Consider the following 16,243-nt stretch of genomic DNA (forward strand, 5'->3'; position numbering starts at 1 on the left):
CAGTATTTTGAAACCATCAACATCCCTTCGCCACTCAAATAAATTCACTAAATTTGATTTAAGGCAATGTGATGTCAATCCTTGTTCAGAACGGAGGTAATTAGAGCATAGCCCAATAATTAAGGGGGCGTATATTCTGCTGTCGTGACCTACAGCCTGCCGCTATACTGCTGATAACTTGAAGGAAAAAGTGGCCGAAATGCGGGGGATGTATGCTACTCGAACGTGTGGAGATTGTCGGGTTTCGCGGGATTAACCGCCTGTCGCTGCAACTGGAACAGAACAACGTCCTGATAGGCGAAAACGCCTGGGGTAAATCCAGCCTGCTGGATGCCCTGACGCTGCTGCTTTCGCCCGAAGAGAACTTGTACCACTTCGTCCATGATGACTTCTGGTTTCCGCCGGGGGATGTCAACGGGCGCGAGAAACACCTGCATATCATTCTGACCTTCCGCGAATCCGAGCCCGGTCGCCATCGCGTGCGTCGTTTTCGCCCTATGTCGCCCTGCTGGGTGCCCTGTGAAGATGGGTTCCAGCGTATTTTCTATCGCCTTGAGGGCGAAATGGCGCAAAACGACGGGGTATTAACCCTGCGTGAATTTCTTGATGAGAAGGGGAATCCGATCCCGCTCGATAATATTGACGAGCTTGCCCGCCATCTTATCCGCCTCTCCCCCGTGTTGCGCTTACGAGACGCGCGCTTTATGCGGCGGATCCGTAACGGCACCGTACCGAATATGCCCGAGGTGGAAGTAACCGCCCGCGAGCTGGATTTCCTCGCCCGTGAACTGGTCTCGCGGCCGCAGAATCTCACCGACGGCCAGATCCGTCAGGGACTGTCTGCCATGGTCCAACTGCTGGAGCACTACTTCTCCGAGCAGGGAACGGGGCAGGCGCGCCACCGCCTGATGCGCCGCCGCTCGCACGACGAGCAACGAAGCTGGCGCTATCTCGATATTATCAACCGCATGATCGACCGCCCCAGCGGGCGCACGCATCGGGTGATCCTGCTGGGATTATTCTCCACGCTTTTACAGGCGAAAGGGACGGTGCGCCTGGATCGGGACGCGCGCCCTCTGCTGCTGGTGGAAGATCCGGAAACGCGGCTGCACCCGATTATGCTTTCCGTGGCGTGGCATCTTCTTAATCTGCTGCCGTTGCAGCGTGTCACCACCACGAATTCCGGCGAGCTGCTCTCCCTGACGCCGGTGGAGTATGTCTGCCGCCTGGTGCGTGAATCCTCGCGGGTCACCGCCTACCGGCTCGGGCCCGGCGGGTTAAATGCCGAAGATGGCCGACGCATTGCGTTTCATATCCGTTTTAACCGTGCCTCTTCCCTGTTTGCCCGCTGCTGGTTGCTGGTGGAAGGGGAAACCGAAACCTGGGTGATAAACGAGCTGGCTCGCCAGTGCGGACACCACTTTGATGCCGAAGGCATCAAAGTGATCGAATTTGCTCAGTCTGGCTTAAAGCCGCTGATCAAATTTGCGCGCCGGATGGGGATAGAGTGGCACGTGCTGGTGGATGGCGATGAGGCGGGTAAAAAATATGCGGCGACCGTGCGCAGCCTGCTCAATAACGATCGTGAAGAGGAGCGGGAACATCTGACCACGCTGCCCGCGATGGACATGGAGCACTTTATGTACCGCCAGGGATTTGACGACGTCTTTCACCGCGTGGCGATGATCCCGGTGGATGTGCCCATGAATATGCGTCGGGTGATCGCCAAAGCTATCCATCGGTCGTCAAAACCGGATTTGGCCATTGAAGTCGCGACGGAAGCGGGCAGGCGGGGCGTGGAGTCGGTGCCCACGCTGCTGCGTAAAATGTTCTCCCGCGTCCTCTGGCTGGCACGCGGGAGAGCCGATTAACGGGCAGTCGCCTGCGATACCTGTTGGTGCAGGCTATCAAGCAGGATATAGCGGCGGCGGTACTCGGACCGTTTTTTACTCGCAATCTCTTCCATCGGTTTGCGTGGCATGGTCAGTGGCAGGGCAAAGTTGCCGTTCTCCTGCTGCTGTCCGCCAAGGGAGCGCCAGAAGCTGTCATAGTCAGCCAGCAATTTTCCCTCTTTTTTCTTGCGATAGCGCCAGCTGCGGTAGATGTGGGTGGCGTTACTCACCGCGAGGATCTGCTCGACGCGGAAGGCGCCTGCCAGCGTCATGACCGCTTCAACCAGCAGACGTTTTGGGAACAGTCCGTGACAGGCTTTGGTCGCCAGCTGAATGTGCTCGTGCGGGACATGCGCTTTCGCCCCCTGCATTCCGCCGATGAAGAGCGTTGACTTGCCCTGGTATTTGCACAGCGTAAAGGTCAGCTCGGCCAGCACCGTGTTCTGGTGGTCACAAAAAGTGAGGGTCGCTTCCCCTTCTTTGTCCAGAAACGCATCCGCGCTCAGGCGAACGCTAAACTGCTGCTCCTCTTTGCCCGTTAACGTCACCAGCGTGATGCCCTGGCTGGAAAGGTAGCCGTTCAGCAGTGACGCCGGAAGATGGCGGCTCATCATCTGATAGTGATTGTCCAATGCGTCCAGCGTAGTCTGACGGCCCATATTGACGGTCAGCCACGGTCGGTGCAGGCGGCACGGCAGGCCGGGCTGCACGCGCAGGATCTGCATCAGACGGGGCTGTTTTGCAAGGTTTCCGAGCAGGCGCGCAGTGGTGAACGGCGTTGCCAGCGAGCGCAACATAAACTTACGTCGATAGGCCGGATTTTGCCACGCCAGCCCCGGCGTGAGGGAACCCGATGCCAGGCTTTTAAACAGTTGCCAGCCCGATTTAGGCTGGGACAGCGTTGAATAAGGTGTATCGACGATGGAAGACATGTTAGATCCTGCTTCTGGTGGAATTTCGCTATTTCAGCAGGCGCTTTATCAACATCGGGTAAACAATTCCCGACGATTACGGGGATCGGGGGTTTCGTTGAGGAGTGGTTTAGATAAAATCAACGGTGATGATAGCCAGAACAATTATTTGGAATATTTATGAACCTGAAGGGAAAACGCAGAAAGCTGTTTCTGCTGCTGGCGGTAGTGGTGTTAGCAGGCGGATTCTGGTTATGGAAGGTACTGAACGCGCCGGTACCACAGTATCAAACGCTGATTGTTCGTCCGGGCGAGCTGCAACAAAACGTGCTGGCGACGGGGAAGCTGGATGCCCTGCGTAAGGTTGACGTGGGCGCGCAGGTCAGCGGTCAGCTTAAAACCCTGTCGGTTGAGATTGGCGATAAGGTTAAAAAAGGCCAGTTGCTTGGCGTGATCGATCCTGAGCAGGCGCAAAACCAGATCCGCGAAGTGGAAGCGACGCTGATGGAGTTGCGCGCGCAGCGCGCTCAGGCTCAGGCGGAGCGTAATCTCGCTCAGGTCACCCTGTCGCGCCAGCAGGCGCTGGCGAAAACGCAGGCCATCTCGAAACAGGATCTGGACACAGCCGCCACGGAGCTGGCGGTGAAGCAGGCGCAGATTGGCACCATCGATGCGCAAATCAAGCGGAATCAGGCCTCGCTGGATACGGCGAAAACCAACCTCGATTACACGCAAATCGTTGCGCCAATGGCCGGGGAAGTGACGCAGATAACCACCCTGCAAGGCCAGACGGTCATCGCCGCGCAGCAGGCGCCGAACATCCTGACCCTGGCGGATATGAGCACCATGCTGGTGAAAGCCCAGGTATCTGAAGCGGACGTCATTCACCTTAAGCCGGGGCAGAAAGCCTGGTTTACGGTGCTGGGCGATCCGCAAACCCGCTATGAAGGGGTGCTGAAAGATATCCTGCCGACGCCGGAGAAGGTCAACGACGCCATCTTCTACTATGCGCGTTTTGAGGTGCCTAACCCGCAGGGCGTGCTGCGTCTGGACATGACCGCTCAGGTGCATATCCAGCTGACCGGCGTGAAAAACGTGCTGACGGTTCCGCTCTCCGCGCTGGGCGAATCCGCCGGGGACAATCGCTACAAGGTGAAAGTGCTGCGCAACGGTGAAACCCGCGAGCGGGAAGTGGTGATTGGCGCACGTAACGACACCGACGTGGTGGTGGTAAAAGGGCTGGAAGAGGGTGAGGAAGTGGTCACCAGCGAAAGCCTGCCTGGAGCCGCGCAATGACGGCGCTGCTTGAGCTGAATGACATTCGTCGCAGCTATCCGTCCGGCGACGGGCCGGTGGAGGTGCTGAAAGGCATCTCCCTGCGCGTTGAAGCCGGTGAAATGGTGGCGATTGTCGGGGCATCGGGCTCGGGTAAATCAACGCTGATGAACATTCTCGGCTGTCTGGATAAGCCTACCAGCGGCACCTATCGCGTGGCCGGGACGGATGTTTCCACCCTGGACGGCGACGCGCTGGCGAAGCTGCGTCGCGAGCATTTTGGCTTTATCTTCCAGCGTTACCATCTGCTTTCACACCTGAGCGCGGCGCAGAATGTGGAAGTGCCGGCGGTGTATGCGGGCGTCGAGCGCAAAAAACGCCTCGAACGCGCGAAGGCGCTATTAACGCGTCTTGGGCTGGCGGAGCGTGTTGATTATCAGCCTTCGCAGCTTTCCGGCGGTCAGCAGCAACGCGTGAGTATTGCCCGCGCGCTGATGAACGGTGGGCAGGTGATCCTCGCCGATGAGCCAACCGGTGCGCTCGACAGCCATTCCGGTGAAGAGGTGATGGCGATCCTGCATCAGCTTCGCGATCAGGGGCATACGGTGATTATCGTCACCCACGATCCGCAGGTGGCAGCGCAGGCGGAACGCATTATCGAGATCCACGACGGCGAGCTGGTCAGCAACCCGCCGCCAGGTCAGTCCAGAGCGGCGGCGGCGAAAGAGGCGCTGCCGGCCGCAACTGGCTGGGGCCAGTTTTCCAGCGGTTTCCGCGAGGCGCTGACCATGGCCTGGCTGGCGATGGCGGCCAACAAAATGCGCACTCTGCTGACCATGCTTGGCATCATTATTGGTATTGCCTCAGTGGTGTCGATTGTGGTGGTGGGCGATGCGGCGAAACAGCTGGTGCTGGCAGATATTCGCGCCATCGGGACTAACACCATCGACGTTTACCCCGGCAAAGATTTTGGCGACGACGAGCCGCAGTATCAGCAGGCGCTGAAGTATGACGATCTGGCGGCTATTCAGAAGCAGCCGTGGGTGAACTCCGCCACGCCTGCCGTCTCGCAAAACCTGCGTCTGCGCTACGGCAACATCGACGTGGCGGCCAGCGCTAACGGCGTCAGCGGAGATTACTTCAACGTCTACGGCATGACCTTCAGCGAAGGGGCGACCTTCAACGCTGAACAGCTGGCGGGCAGGGCGCAGGTGGTGGTGTTAGACGCTAACTCCCGCAGGCAGCTGTTCCCGAATAAGACCAATGTGGTGGGGGAAGTGATCCTCGTAGGCAACATGCCAGCGACGGTGATCGGCGTGGCGGAAGAGAAGCAGTCGATGTTCGGCAGCAGTAAAATCCTGCGCGTCTGGCTGCCGTACACCACCATTTCCGGGCGCATCATGGGGCAGTCATGGCTTAACTCTATTACCGTTCGAGTGAAGGAGGGCTACGACAGCGGGCTGGCGGAACAGCAGCTGGAGCGGCTGTTAACCCTGCGCCACGGGAAAAAGGATTTCTTCACCTGGAATATGGATGGCCTCTTGAAAACGGCGGAAAAGACCACACGTACTCTTCAGCTGTTCCTGACGCTGGTGGCGGTGATTTCGCTGGTCGTCGGCGGGATAGGGGTGATGAACATTATGCTGGTGTCGGTGACCGAACGTACGCGGGAGATCGGCATCCGCATGGCGGTCGGAGCCAGAGCCAGCGACGTGCTGCAGCAATTTTTGATTGAAGCGGTGCTGGTGTGTCTGGTGGGCGGTGCGATGGGGATTGCGCTCTCGATGATGATCGCCTTTGCGCTCCAGCTCGTCTTACCGGGCTGGGAGATTGGCTTCTCGCCGATGGCGATCCTGACGGCGTTTTTATGTTCCACCTTCACCGGAATTCTGTTCGGCTGGCTACCGGCGCGAAACGCGGCGCGGCTGGATCCGGTGGATGCGCTGGCGCGCGAATAACCCGAAAATAAAAATGCCAGCCGATCGGGCTGGCATTTTGCCTGCAGGGTGTACACAATGAATCAGAGAGCTATGCAACCGCTTCTGCTTCAACGGGGACGATCAGACTGGCATGATTGCCTTTTGGCCCCTGGTGTACATCGAACCGGACGGACTGCCCGGCTTTGAGCGTCCTGTAACCATCCATCTGAATGGTGGAATAGTGAGCGAAGATATCCTCGCCGCCGCCTTCGGGGCAAATGAAGCCAAACCCCTTGGCGTTGTTGAACCACTTAACAGTACCCATTTCCATGCTTCGACATCCTTCGTAAATCTTATAAATTAAGATGGAATGAACCGGTGGTGGAGTGGGGGCTGTTCAAAACCTCGCCAACTCACGCTTGTACAATTTAGAGAAACGGAAGAAGCCGTCAAGCGTTTGGCGCTGGAGTTGGGACAATAATCAACCAAAATTTGAGGCAGTTAACGCTATTGCAACAGTTTGTGACAGACATCGCGGATGACAGTAATAGATGATTGTTATCTAACATCTGAGGTAGATTCAAAGTGGTTATGCGTAATGGGTAAGACCAACGATTGGCTGGATTTTGACCAGCTGGCGGAAGATAAAGTGCGCGACGCGCTAAAACCGCCATCTATGTATAAAGTTATGTTAATGAACGATGATTACACGCCGATGGAATTTGTTATTGACGTGCTACAAAAGTTCTTTTCTTATGATGTTGAACGTGCAACGCAACTGATGCTTACCGTTCATTATCGTGGCAAAGCGATCTGCGGCATCTTTACTGCCGAAGTTGCGGAAACCAAAGTAGCGATGGTGAACGACTATGCAAGGGAGAACGAGCATCCGTTGCTGTGTACGCTGGAAAAGGCCTGATAAGGCATAAAATTGGGGGAGGTGCCTATGCTCAATCAAGAACTGGAACTCAGTTTAAATATGGCTTTCGCCAGAGCGCGTGAGCACCGACATGAGTTTATGACCGTCGAGCATTTGCTGCTCGCACTGCTTAGCAACCCATCTGCCCGCGAAGCGCTGGAAGCCTGCTCCGTGGATCTGGTGGCGCTACGTCAGGAACTCGAAGCCTTCATCGAACAAACCACACCGGTGCTGCCAGCCAGTGAAGAAGAGCGCGACACACAGCCGACGCTCAGCTTCCAGCGCGTGCTGCAGCGCGCGGTTTTCCACGTCCAGTCTTCCGGACGTAGCGAAGTGACGGGCGCCAATGTGCTGGTCGCCATCTTCAGTGAGCAGGAGTCCCAGGCGGCCTACCTGCTGCGTAAACACGAAGTCAGCCGGCTCGACGTGGTCAACTTCATCTCTCACGGAACGCGGAAAGACGAGCCTAACCAGGCATCGGATCCCAGCGGACAGATCAACAGCAATGAAGAGCAAGCAGGCGGGGAGGATCGTATGGAAAACTTCACCACCAACCTTAACCAGCTTGCTCGCGTTGGCGGTATCGACCCGCTGATTGGCCGCGACAAAGAGCTGGAGCGTGCCATCCAGGTGCTGTGCCGTCGCCGTAAGAATAACCCGCTGCTGGTGGGGGAATCTGGCGTGGGTAAAACCGCGATTGCCGAAGGTCTGGCCTGGCGCATTGTGCAGGGTGACGTGCCGGAAGTGATTGCCGACTGCACCATCTACTCGCTGGATATCGGCTCGCTGCTGGCGGGCACCAAATACCGCGGTGATTTTGAAAAACGTTTCAAAGCGCTGTTAAAACAGCTGGAGCAGGACACCAACAGCATCCTGTTTATCGATGAGATCCACACCATCATCGGCGCAGGCGCGGCTTCCGGTGGTCAGGTAGATGCCGCCAACCTGATCAAACCGCTGCTCTCCAGCGGCAAGATCCGCGTGATGGGCTCTACGACGTACCAGGAGTTCAGCAACATCTTTGAGAAGGATCGTGCGCTGGCGCGTCGTTTCCAGAAAATCGACGTAACCGAGCCGTCGGTTGACGAAACGGTGCAGATCATCAACGGCCTGAAAACCAAGTACGAAGCGCACCATGACGTGCGTTACACCGCGAAAGCGGTGCGTGCGGCGGTGGAGCTGGCGGTGAAATACATCAACGATCGTCATCTGCCGGATAAAGCGATCGACGTGATTGATGAAGCGGGTGCGCGTGCGCGCCTGATGCCAGCGAGCAAGCGTAAGAAAACCGTGAACGTAGCGGATATCGAGTCCGTGGTGGCCCGTATCGCACGTATCCCTGAGAAGAGCGTCTCTCAGAGCGACCGTGATACGCTGCGCACCCTCGGCAATCGCCTGAAAATGCTGGTCTTTGGTCAGGATAAAGCCATTGAGGCCTTAACCGAAGCGATTAAGATGGCCCGTGCTGGCCTGGGGCATGACCACAAGCCTGTCGGTTCCTTCCTGTTCGCCGGCCCGACCGGTGTGGGTAAAACCGAGGTAACGGTGCAGCTCTCCAAAGCGCTGGGCATTGAGCTGTTGCGCTTTGATATGTCCGAGTATATGGAGCGTCACACCGTCAGCCGTTTGATTGGTGCGCCTCCGGGCTACGTGGGCTTTGACCAGGGCGGCCTACTCACCGACGCGGTGATCAAGCATCCGCACGCGGTCCTGCTGCTCGATGAAATCGAGAAAGCGCACCCGGACGTGTTCAACATCCTGTTGCAGGTGATGGACAACGGGACGCTGACCGATAACAACGGGCGCAAGGCCGATTTCCGCAACGTGGTGCTGGTGATGACCACCAACGCCGGGGTACGTGAAACCGAGCGCAAATCCATCGGCCTGATCCATCAGGATAACAGCACCGATGCGATGGAGGAGATCAAGAAGATCTTCACGCCGGAGTTCCGTAACCGTCTGGACAACATTATCTGGTTCGATCACCTGTCTACCGAGGTGATCCATCAGGTGGTGGATAAGTTCATCGTCGAGCTGCAGGTTCAGCTGGATCAGAAAGGCGTGTCGCTGGAAGTGAGCCAGGAGGCCCGCAACTGGCTGGCCGAGAAAGGCTACGACCGTGCGATGGGTGCCCGTCCGATGGCGCGCGTGATTCAGGACAACCTGAAGAAACCGCTGGCGAACGAGCTGCTGTTTGGCTCGCTGGTGGACGGCGGCCAGGTGACCGTGGCGCTGGATCAGGCGAAGAACGAGCTGACGTACGATTTCCAGAGTGCGGCGAAGCACAAGCCGGAAGCGGCTCACTGAGTTGAAAGGTAAAAGCAAAACGGCAACTTCGGTTGCCGTTTTTTTTGTTTGCTCCCTCTCCCAGTGGGAGAGGGCTGGGGTGAGGGCATCAGGCCGCAGAGGAATTTTGCGAGGCGCTTTCCAGTTTCTTTCGAAGTCAGTTGCTGGATAAATCTACAGTAATAAAATGGCGTCGCACCTGCAAAATCGGGTGCCGGGATTGGCGTCCTGAAAGTGTGTGCACAGACAATCTTGCGTGCATAAAGGATTACATATGACTAATATTAATAGCTTCGCCCAGCTCTACACCGAACTCTCCCTCAACCCCGATCTCCCAACCCTGGCCGAGCGCTGCAAGCTGCTCACCGAAATCCTTCTCGACTGCAAATCTCTCCCACAAACGCAGCCCGTTTGCCGCTGTCTCGGAGCTTATCTGGAAGAGGTAAAATACGGCCTCACAGAATCCATGCGTGATTTTCAGGTGGTGGAATTTGAGGACGAAGCGGAAAAGCCGCGACAAAAAGAGTGGTTGCTGGAAGATACAGAAACGAAATGTGACTACTGCCGGGCGTTAAACCACGTGCTGCTGGTTTCGCATTTTGACCGCGATATGTTGCCGCACCTGACGGGACTGTTGCATGACATTACCCACGCGATAGCTGAAGATTTAATCGTACCCATGAACCCGTGCATGACAATACATCTGCCGACACAGCCACACTAAGGCCATAAATAAAAAAGGCCGGGATTGTCCCGACCTTTTAAATATTCATCTGCCATTACAGGCGAAAACAATTAGCGACTACGGAAGACAATGCGGCCTTTGCTCAGGTCGTACGGGGTCAGTTCAACAGTCACTTTGTCGCCCGTCAAAATGCGGATATAGTTTTTGCGCATTTTACCGGAGATGTGCGCAGTTACCACGTGACCGTTTTCCAGTTCTACGCGAAACATGGTATTAGGCAACGTATCAAGTACGGTACCCTGCATTTCAATATTGTCTTCTTTGGCCATCTAATCCTCTGGGGTATCACTACCAAGTTTTGAACCGGCAAGATAATGCCGAAATTCATCAATTAAGTAAAGAATTGCGCGTTTAAAACGCAGCAAAACAATTTCAGCGTATTGCCCAAGCGTCACGGTACAACCGAACGGAAAGCGCATTCGTAAAGGGGATACGACAGGATAAACGTCAGGACGTTATCTGAAGCGAGGGTCCCAAACGGCGGCGGGGCAACAGGCAGAAGCTACTCTGCGGCGTAATTATAACACCCTCATAAAAAATATGCGGAAAACATTTAGGCATTGGGCATAAAGAGCATTCTGGGAACCCAAAAATCGCGCGGAAGAGTCTCCTGTCGGCACTGTTCAAGATGTTCGATATAGCGTCGGCGGGAAATTTCAACCGCGCCGAGCGAGGCGGTGTGCTCATTCAGCACCTGACAATCCATCAGTTGTCCGCCGCGTTGGGCAAATTCCTGGCTAAAAACCAGCAGCGCGGTTTTCGACGCATTCGTGGCGCGGGAGAACATCGACTCACCGCAGAACAGCGTGCCCTGCGCCACCCCGTACATCCCCCCAACGAGGTTATCCTCTTTCCATACTTCGATGGAGTGCGCGTAGCCCAGCTCATGAAGCTGGTGGTAGGCGATAATGATATCGCGGGTTATCCAGGTGCCTTCATGACGATCTTCAGCGCAGCCTTCGATTACCTGCCCGAAGGCGTGATTGAGCGTGACGCGATAGGGCGAATTTGCGTGAAAACGCTTCATGCTGCGGCTCAGGTGAAACTGCCCGGGCCACAGCACGGCTCGCGGGTCCGGAGACCACCATAAAATCGGGTCGCCGGGAGAAAACCACGGGAAGATGCCGCGCTGGTAAGCCATTAAGAGACGCGCCGGGCTGAGATCGCCGCCCAAAGCCAGCAATCCGTTAGGTTCACGCAGCGCCCCCTCCGGAGAAGGGAACGCAATATTATGGCGAGAAAGCTGCACCAGGCGCATGACAACAGAACTCCAGTACGCGAGAGAGGACGCTACAAATATAGTCTACAGGCGCTGTTTAAACTGGTAGTAGCGACCCTGTTTTGCCAGCAGCTCTGCGTGATTACCTTGCTCAATTATGTGTCCGTTGTCCATCACAATTATTCGATCGAAATTCACCAGCCCGCGCAGGCGGTGAGTGACCATCAGCACGGTTTTGCCTTTCATCACCTTTGTCAGTAAATCAAGAATTTGACTCTCGGTTGTCGCATCCAGACCTTCTGTCGGTTCATCCAGCAACATCAGCGGAGCATCGTGCAGCAAGGCGCGCGCGATGGCCAGACGACGCAGTTCGCCGCCGGAAAGCTGTCGGCCCCCTTCACCCAGCCAGCTGTTCAACCCGTCGTCCTCAAGCAGCTTGTACAGCCCAACCTGTTCCAGCATCGCCCGCAGCGTATCGTCAGAGGCGTCCGGTGCCGCCAGAAGAAGATTATCGCGCAGCGTAGCGCTGAACAGGTGCACACGCTGGGGCACGACGCTGACCGTTTTACGCAAGGCCGCTTCGCTAAAATCAGACAGCGGAAGGTCGTTAAACCGAATCTCGCCCTGCTGCGGGTCCCAGGCGCGCGTGAGGAGTTGCAGAAGCGTCGATTTGCCACATCCCGTACGGCCAAGGATCGCAATGCGCTGCCCGGCATCAACAGAAAGGCTGATGTCTTCCAGCGCGTTTTGCGCCTGCTTGTCGTAGGCGAAGGTGACGTTGCTGAGCGTCAGCGCGACCTGCTCCGGCACAGCGGTTTGACCCGCGCTGAACTTCACTTCCGGCTCCTGCTCTGCAATATCCGTAATGCGCAGCGCAGAGGCAATCACCTGGCCGAGATGCTGAAAGGCGCCGGTGACTGGGGCTAAGGCTTCGAAGGCTGCCAGGGCACAGAAAACAAACAGCGCAATCAGCGGGCCAGGCTGCGGGTTACCGCCCACGCCACCGGAGGCCATCCAGAGCATGGCGATAACGGCAAACCCACCGATTAACATCATCAGCGCCTGAGAAAACGCGGTCAGTTCAGACTGGCGACGCTGGGCTTCATGCCAGTTCAGTTCCGTATTTTCCATACGGGTGCGGTAGCGCTTGCTGGCACCAAAAATGGTGAGCTCGGCCTGACCCTGCAACCAGGAGGTGAGCTGCTGGCGGTATTCCCCGCGCAGACGCGTCAGGTTTTCCCCGGTGGTTTTACCTGCACGATAAAACAGGGGCGGCAGAATAATCAGCGTCATCAGCATGATGCCGCCGAGCGTCAGTGCGATGGGAACATCCAGGAAACTCAACCCCAGCGTGACCACGACAATCACCACAAACGCGCCCACCATGGGCGAGATGACGCGCAGATAGAGGTGATCCAGCGTATCCACATCCGCAACTACGCGGTTGAGTAATTCGCCCTGCCGAAAACGTGCCAGCCCGGCAGGGGAGAGGGGCAGCAATTTGCTGAACGTATAAATACGCAGGTGTTGCAGCACGCGGAAGGTCGCGTCGTGGCTGACCAGGCGTTCGAAGTAGCGCCCGGCAGTTCGCGTAATCGCCGTGCCGCGCACCCCGGCGGCAGGCAGCATGTAGTTAAAGCTGTATAGCCCGGCAAAGCCTGCGGCCGCAGACGCGGAGAGGAACCAGCCAGAAAGCGTAAGCAGGCCGATGCTGGCGAGCAGAGTGATAATCGCCAGTACGATCCCGAGCGTCAGCATCCATTTGTGGCGTTTATACAAAGCAAGATAGGGAAGCAGGGCGCGCATCAGATATCCTCCTGACGGTTCGCCAGCAGGGTCGCAAAGGGCCCCTGCGCGGCAACAAGCGCGGCGTAATCGCCTTGCTCAACAATGTGTCCGTTTTCCATCACCCAGATCTGATCCCAGTCGGCAATACCTTCCAGCTGGTGGGTCACCATCAGGGTAGTTTGCTGGCGTGAGGCTGCGTTAAGCGCATCCATCACGCGCTGCTCGCTGTGAGCGTCCAGGCTGGCGGCGGGTTCGTCCAGCAGCATTAACGAACAGGGGTTCAGCAGCGCACGGGCAACCGCGACGCGCTGTGCCTGGCCCACTGACAGCCCGGCAGACTGATCGCCAATGACGGTATCGACACCCTGCGCAAGCAGCGGCAAAAACTCGCTGACCCAGGCGCGGTCGAGGACCGATTGCAGCTCATCGTCACGTGCATCCGGCCTTGCCAGCAGCACATTCTCGCGCAGCGTCGGGGCAGGCAGCTGAGGGTTTTGACCCACCCAGCTTAGCTGTTTACGCCAGGCATCAGGATCGAGCTCGCGCAGCTCCGTTTTGTTGATACGCAGCGATCCGGTGTACGCCATAAAACCTGACAGCGCATTCAACAATGAGCTTTTACCTGAGCCGCTGGTACCCACCAGCACCACACGTTGCCCGGCAGGCAGGGTAAAGTTCAGCGGGCCGGCCAGCACTTTGCCTTCAGGCGACAGAACAGAAAAATCCTGTGCTTCAATGGTCACCGGATCGTTCGTATTCAGCGTCACCTCACCACGCTCCGGATGTGCCAGCGGCGTTTCCATAAAGGTTTTCAGGCTGTCGGCAGCACCCACCGCCTGCGCTTTGGCATGGTAAAAGGTGCCGAGATCGCGAAGCGGCTGGAAAAATTCCGGGGCCAGGATCAGCGCCAGGAACCCGGCGGAAAGCGTGACCGCCGTACCGTAGTGGCCAAAGTCCAGCGCGCCGAGGTAGGAGAAGCCAAAGTAAACCGCCACCAGCGCAATCGACAGGGAGGTAAAGAACTCGAGCACGCCGGAAGAAAGGAAGGCCATGCGCAACACTTCCATGGTGCGCTGACGAAAATCCTGCGACGCCAGGCGAATGTTTTCGGTTTCCGCTTCACCACGACCAAAGATCCGCAGGGTTTCCATTCCGCGCAGACGGTCCAGGAAATGACCGCTCAACCGACCCAGCGCAAGGAAGTTGCGACGGTTAGCATCTGCCGCACCCATGCCGACCATCGCCATAAACAGCGGGATGAGCGGGGCGGTCCCCATCAGGATCAGAGCCGCTACCCAGTTAACAGGGAAGATGGCGATAACAATCATCAGAGGCACAAACACTGCCAGCGTCATCTGTGGAAGATAACGCGCATAGTAATCGTGCATATCGTCGATTTGCTCAAGGATCAGCGTCGCCCAGCTACCGGCCGGTTTGCCCTGGATCCACGCAGGCCCGGCTTCCGAAAGCCGGTCGAGCACTTTGCGGCGGATCTCATAGCGGATGTGCTGGCCGGCATGGAACCCAACCCGCTCGCGCAGCCAGACCACCCACGCACGCAGGACGAAAACCAGCACCAGAACGATAAACGGCAGCAGCAGCGCTTCGCGCGGGATGCTCTCCATGATCATATGATTGAGAATGCGGGCCAGCAGCCATGCCTGGGCAACAATCAACAGACCGCTGATAAATCCCAGAACGCGGGAAATCATAAGCCAGCGGCGGGACAGAACGCTTTGCTGTTTCAGCCAGCGCGTTAACTCTTGTTGACGGGTTTTTTCCATTGCGTACTTTGCAGGTGACGTTATAAGAAATTAGACATCTGCATGTTACACGTGAGCAAAAATAAAGGCGACCAGTGGCCGCCTTTATTTACGTTTGTTACTGACTTGTAAAGATTATTTACCTTGTTCTGCCAGTCCGTCCAGATAGCGTTCTGCGTCCAGCGCGGCCATACAGCCGGTGCCCGCAGAGGTGATCGCCTGACGATAAATATGGTCCATCACGTCGCCAGCCGCGAAGACGCCTGGGATGCTGGTCTGCGTCGCATTGCCGTGAATGCCAGACTGCACTTTGATGTAGCCGTTCTCCAGCTCAAGTTGGCCTTCGAAAATGGCCGTGTTCGGGCTGTGACCGATTGCCACAAACAGGCCTGCCACCTCCAGCGTTTCGACGGTGTCGGTGTTCTGCGTATCACGAATTCGCAGACCCGCCACACCCATCTGATCGCCGGTCACTTCTTCCAGCGTACGGTTGGTATGCAGCACAATGTTGCCGCTCGCCACTTTATCCATCAGGCGTTTGATCAGGATCTTCTCGGCGCGGAAGGTGTCGCGACGGTGGATCAGGTGTACTTCTGAGGCGATGTTCGCCAGATACAACGCTTCTTCCACAGCGGTGTTGCCGCCGCCGATCACCGCAACTTTCTGGTTGCGATAGAAGAAACCGTCGCAGGTCGCGCAGGCTGATACGCCGCGCCCTTTGAATGCTTCTTCAGACGGCAGACCGAGATAACGGGCAGAGGCACCGGTAGCGATGATCAGCGCATCGCAGGTGTATTCACCGCTGTCGCCGGTCAGACGGAACGGACGGTTCTGCAAATCCACTTTATTAATGTGGTCGAACAGGATTTCGGTTTCGAATTTAGCAGCATGCTCGTGCATGCGCTCCATCAGCAGCGGCCCGGTCAGGTCGTTCGGGTCGCCCGGCCAGTTTTCCACTTCCGTGGTGGTGGTCAGCTGACCGCCTTTTTCCATCCCGGTAATCAGTACCGGTTGCAGGTTAGCGCGTGCAGCATAGACCGCTGCGGTATATCCCGCAGGTCCAGAACCAAGGATTAGCAGCTTACTGTGTTTGGTCGTGCCCATGAGATCCCCATTGTTGTTGGCAGGCAATGGGCTGGATTGTAGGGAATTTGTTGCCGTAAAAAAAGAGCACGACAGTTTTGCTTCCGATATATGCAATAGTCACGCCCTATGGATCAGACACGGTCATATCACGTCTGCTACTGAAAATCGCGCGTTTATAAGGCAATAAAATGATGATTAATACCCCCCCGTAATGAATATCCGGCATCTTGTACTAAAAATCGATGTTTTGCTTTGACAATCCCCTGCGCTTTTGCGAAAACATTCAAGGAAGAAAAAAAGACGCATGAACTGCATGCCGAATAGACATGCACGTAAATGCCATTTTTACCGGGTCAGTGAAATCTACGCATGGTGTGGACAGACGCCATACGTGATGTCTGTGACTGCTTTCGGGCAACGGTCTTCTTACCGCAGACCCC

General features: G+C 56.6%; 14 protein-coding genes. 7 read left to right on the forward strand and 7 right to left on the reverse strand.

The window, feature by feature from the left end:
• The first annotated feature begins 212 nt into the window (after positions 1 to 212).
• On the forward strand, positions 213 to 1,871 hold the full coding sequence (locus ACQG1K_RS07630) for an ATP-dependent endonuclease (RefSeq protein ID WP_023299709.1): 1,659 nt from the start codon (positions 213 to 215) through the stop codon (positions 1,869 to 1,871).
• Here the strand turns inward: ACQG1K_RS07630 and ACQG1K_RS07635 are convergent.
• Positions 1,868 to 2,824 (reverse strand): VirK/YbjX family protein, encoded by a 957-nt coding sequence (locus ACQG1K_RS07635; protein WP_367074703.1) that lies wholly within the window; start codon positions 2,822 to 2,824, stop codon positions 1,868 to 1,870. The genes ACQG1K_RS07630 and ACQG1K_RS07635 overlap by 4 nt on opposite strands.
• Here ACQG1K_RS07635 and ACQG1K_RS07640 point away from each other — a divergent pair.
• Genes ACQG1K_RS07640 through macB form a run of 3 tightly spaced genes read left to right on the forward strand, consistent with a single transcriptional unit; the run spans position 2,814 to position 6,036 of the window.
• On the forward strand, positions 2,814 to 2,987 hold the full coding sequence (locus ACQG1K_RS07640; protein ID WP_154817112.1) for a hypothetical protein: 174 nt from the start codon (positions 2,814 to 2,816) through the stop codon (positions 2,985 to 2,987). The two genes, ACQG1K_RS07635 and ACQG1K_RS07640, sit on opposite strands and share 11 nt — an antisense overlap.
• Positions 2,984 to 4,099: a macrolide transporter subunit MacA gene (gene macA / locus ACQG1K_RS07645; protein WP_022647609.1), complete on the forward strand. Its 1,116-nt coding sequence runs from the start codon at positions 2,984 to 2,986 to the stop codon at positions 4,097 to 4,099. Before ACQG1K_RS07640 ends, macA begins: the two co-directional genes overlap by 4 nt.
• A complete protein-coding gene (macB, locus tag ACQG1K_RS07650; protein ID WP_367074705.1) occupies positions 4,096 to 6,036 on the forward strand; it encodes a macrolide ABC transporter ATP-binding protein/permease MacB in 1,941 nt (646 codons plus the stop codon). The genes macA and macB overlap by 4 nt, the downstream gene beginning before the upstream one ends.
• A gap of 70 nt (positions 6,037 to 6,106) precedes the next feature.
• On the opposite strand, the gene cspD is transcribed toward macB, so the two are convergent.
• On the reverse strand, positions 6,107 to 6,328 hold the full coding sequence (gene cspD, locus ACQG1K_RS07655; RefSeq protein WP_006174390.1) for a cold shock-like protein CspD: 222 nt from the start codon (positions 6,326 to 6,328) through the stop codon (positions 6,107 to 6,109).
• A gap of 267 nt (positions 6,329 to 6,595) precedes the next feature.
• On the opposite strand from cspD, the gene clpS reads away from it, so the two are divergent.
• From clpS to ACQG1K_RS07670, 3 genes are all read left to right on the forward strand, one after another.
• On the forward strand, positions 6,596 to 6,916 hold the full coding sequence (gene clpS, locus ACQG1K_RS07660; RefSeq protein WP_006174393.1) for an ATP-dependent Clp protease adapter ClpS: 321 nt from the start codon (positions 6,596 to 6,598) through the stop codon (positions 6,914 to 6,916).
• A gap of 27 nt (positions 6,917 to 6,943) precedes the next feature.
• Entirely contained in the window at positions 6,944 to 9,223 is a 2,280-nt protein-coding gene (gene clpA / locus ACQG1K_RS07665) for an ATP-dependent Clp protease ATP-binding subunit ClpA (protein WP_022647611.1), read from the forward strand.
• 253 nt (positions 9,224 to 9,476) lie between these two features.
• Entirely contained in the window at positions 9,477 to 9,926 is a 450-nt protein-coding gene (locus tag ACQG1K_RS07670) for a hypothetical protein (protein WP_367074708.1), read from the forward strand.
• Positions 9,927 to 9,997: 71 nt separating this feature from the next.
• On the opposite strand, the gene infA is transcribed toward ACQG1K_RS07670, so the two are convergent.
• The 5 genes from infA to trxB form a co-directional block, all read right to left on the reverse strand.
• Complete coding sequence (gene infA / locus ACQG1K_RS07675; protein WP_002211347.1) at positions 9,998 to 10,216, reverse strand: translation initiation factor IF-1; 219 nt, start codon at positions 10,214 to 10,216, stop codon at positions 9,998 to 10,000.
• 284 nt (positions 10,217 to 10,500) lie between these two features.
• Positions 10,501 to 11,205 (reverse strand): leucyl/phenylalanyl-tRNA--protein transferase, encoded by a 705-nt coding sequence (gene aat / locus ACQG1K_RS07680; protein WP_069596401.1) that lies wholly within the window; start codon positions 11,203 to 11,205, stop codon positions 10,501 to 10,503.
• A gap of 45 nt (positions 11,206 to 11,250) precedes the next feature.
• Positions 11,251 to 12,972: a heme ABC transporter ATP-binding protein/permease CydC gene (cydC, locus tag ACQG1K_RS07685; protein WP_367074710.1), complete on the reverse strand. Its 1,722-nt coding sequence runs from the start codon at positions 12,970 to 12,972 to the stop codon at positions 11,251 to 11,253.
• Entirely contained in the window at positions 12,972 to 14,738 is a 1,767-nt protein-coding gene (gene cydD / locus ACQG1K_RS07690) for a heme ABC transporter permease/ATP-binding protein CydD (RefSeq protein WP_022647615.1), read from the reverse strand. Before cydD ends, cydC begins: the two co-directional genes overlap by 1 nt.
• 114 nt (positions 14,739 to 14,852) lie before the next feature.
• Positions 14,853 to 15,821: a thioredoxin-disulfide reductase gene (trxB, locus tag ACQG1K_RS07695; RefSeq protein ID WP_022647616.1), complete on the reverse strand. Its 969-nt coding sequence runs from the start codon at positions 15,819 to 15,821 to the stop codon at positions 14,853 to 14,855.
• Between the last annotated feature and the right edge of the window lie 422 nt (positions 15,822 to 16,243).

The organism is Enterobacter cloacae complex sp. 402C9 (assembly GCF_050030745.1).
Classification (GTDB): domain Bacteria; phylum Pseudomonadota; class Gammaproteobacteria; order Enterobacterales; family Enterobacteriaceae; genus Enterobacter; species Enterobacter intestinihominis.

Bases quoted from the DNA above. Each gene is read 5' to 3' on its own strand.
- infA (WP_002211347.1), bottom strand. From the start codon at position 10,216: ATGGCCAAAGAAGACAATATTGAAATGCAGGGTACCGTACTTGATACG.
- ACQG1K_RS07635 (WP_367074703.1), bottom strand. From the start codon at position 2,824: ATGTCTTCCATCGTCGATACACCTTATTCAACGCTGTCCCAGCCTAAA.
- ACQG1K_RS07670 (WP_367074708.1), top strand. From the start codon at position 9,477: ATGACTAATATTAATAGCTTCGCCCAGCTCTACACCGAACTCTCCCTC.
- cydC (WP_367074710.1), bottom strand. From the start codon at position 12,972: ATGCGCGCCCTGCTTCCCTATCTTGCTTTGTATAAACGCCACAAATGG.
- macA (WP_022647609.1), top strand. From the start codon at position 2,984: ATGAACCTGAAGGGAAAACGCAGAAAGCTGTTTCTGCTGCTGGCGGTA.
- ACQG1K_RS07630 (WP_023299709.1), top strand. From the start codon at position 213: ATGCTACTCGAACGTGTGGAGATTGTCGGGTTTCGCGGGATTAACCGC.
- ACQG1K_RS07640 (WP_154817112.1), top strand. From the start codon at position 2,814: ATGGAAGACATGTTAGATCCTGCTTCTGGTGGAATTTCGCTATTTCAG.
- trxB (WP_022647616.1), bottom strand. From the start codon at position 15,821: ATGGGCACGACCAAACACAGTAAGCTGCTAATCCTTGGTTCTGGACCT.
- macB (WP_367074705.1), top strand. From the start codon at position 4,096: ATGACGGCGCTGCTTGAGCTGAATGACATTCGTCGCAGCTATCCGTCC.
- clpS (WP_006174393.1), top strand. From the start codon at position 6,596: ATGGGTAAGACCAACGATTGGCTGGATTTTGACCAGCTGGCGGAAGAT.
- clpA (WP_022647611.1), top strand. From the start codon at position 6,944: ATGCTCAATCAAGAACTGGAACTCAGTTTAAATATGGCTTTCGCCAGA.
- cspD (WP_006174390.1), bottom strand. From the start codon at position 6,328: ATGGAAATGGGTACTGTTAAGTGGTTCAACAACGCCAAGGGGTTTGGC.
- cydD (WP_022647615.1), bottom strand. From the start codon at position 14,738: ATGGAAAAAACCCGTCAACAAGAGTTAACGCGCTGGCTGAAACAGCAA.
- aat (WP_069596401.1), bottom strand. From the start codon at position 11,205: ATGCGCCTGGTGCAGCTTTCTCGCCATAATATTGCGTTCCCTTCTCCG.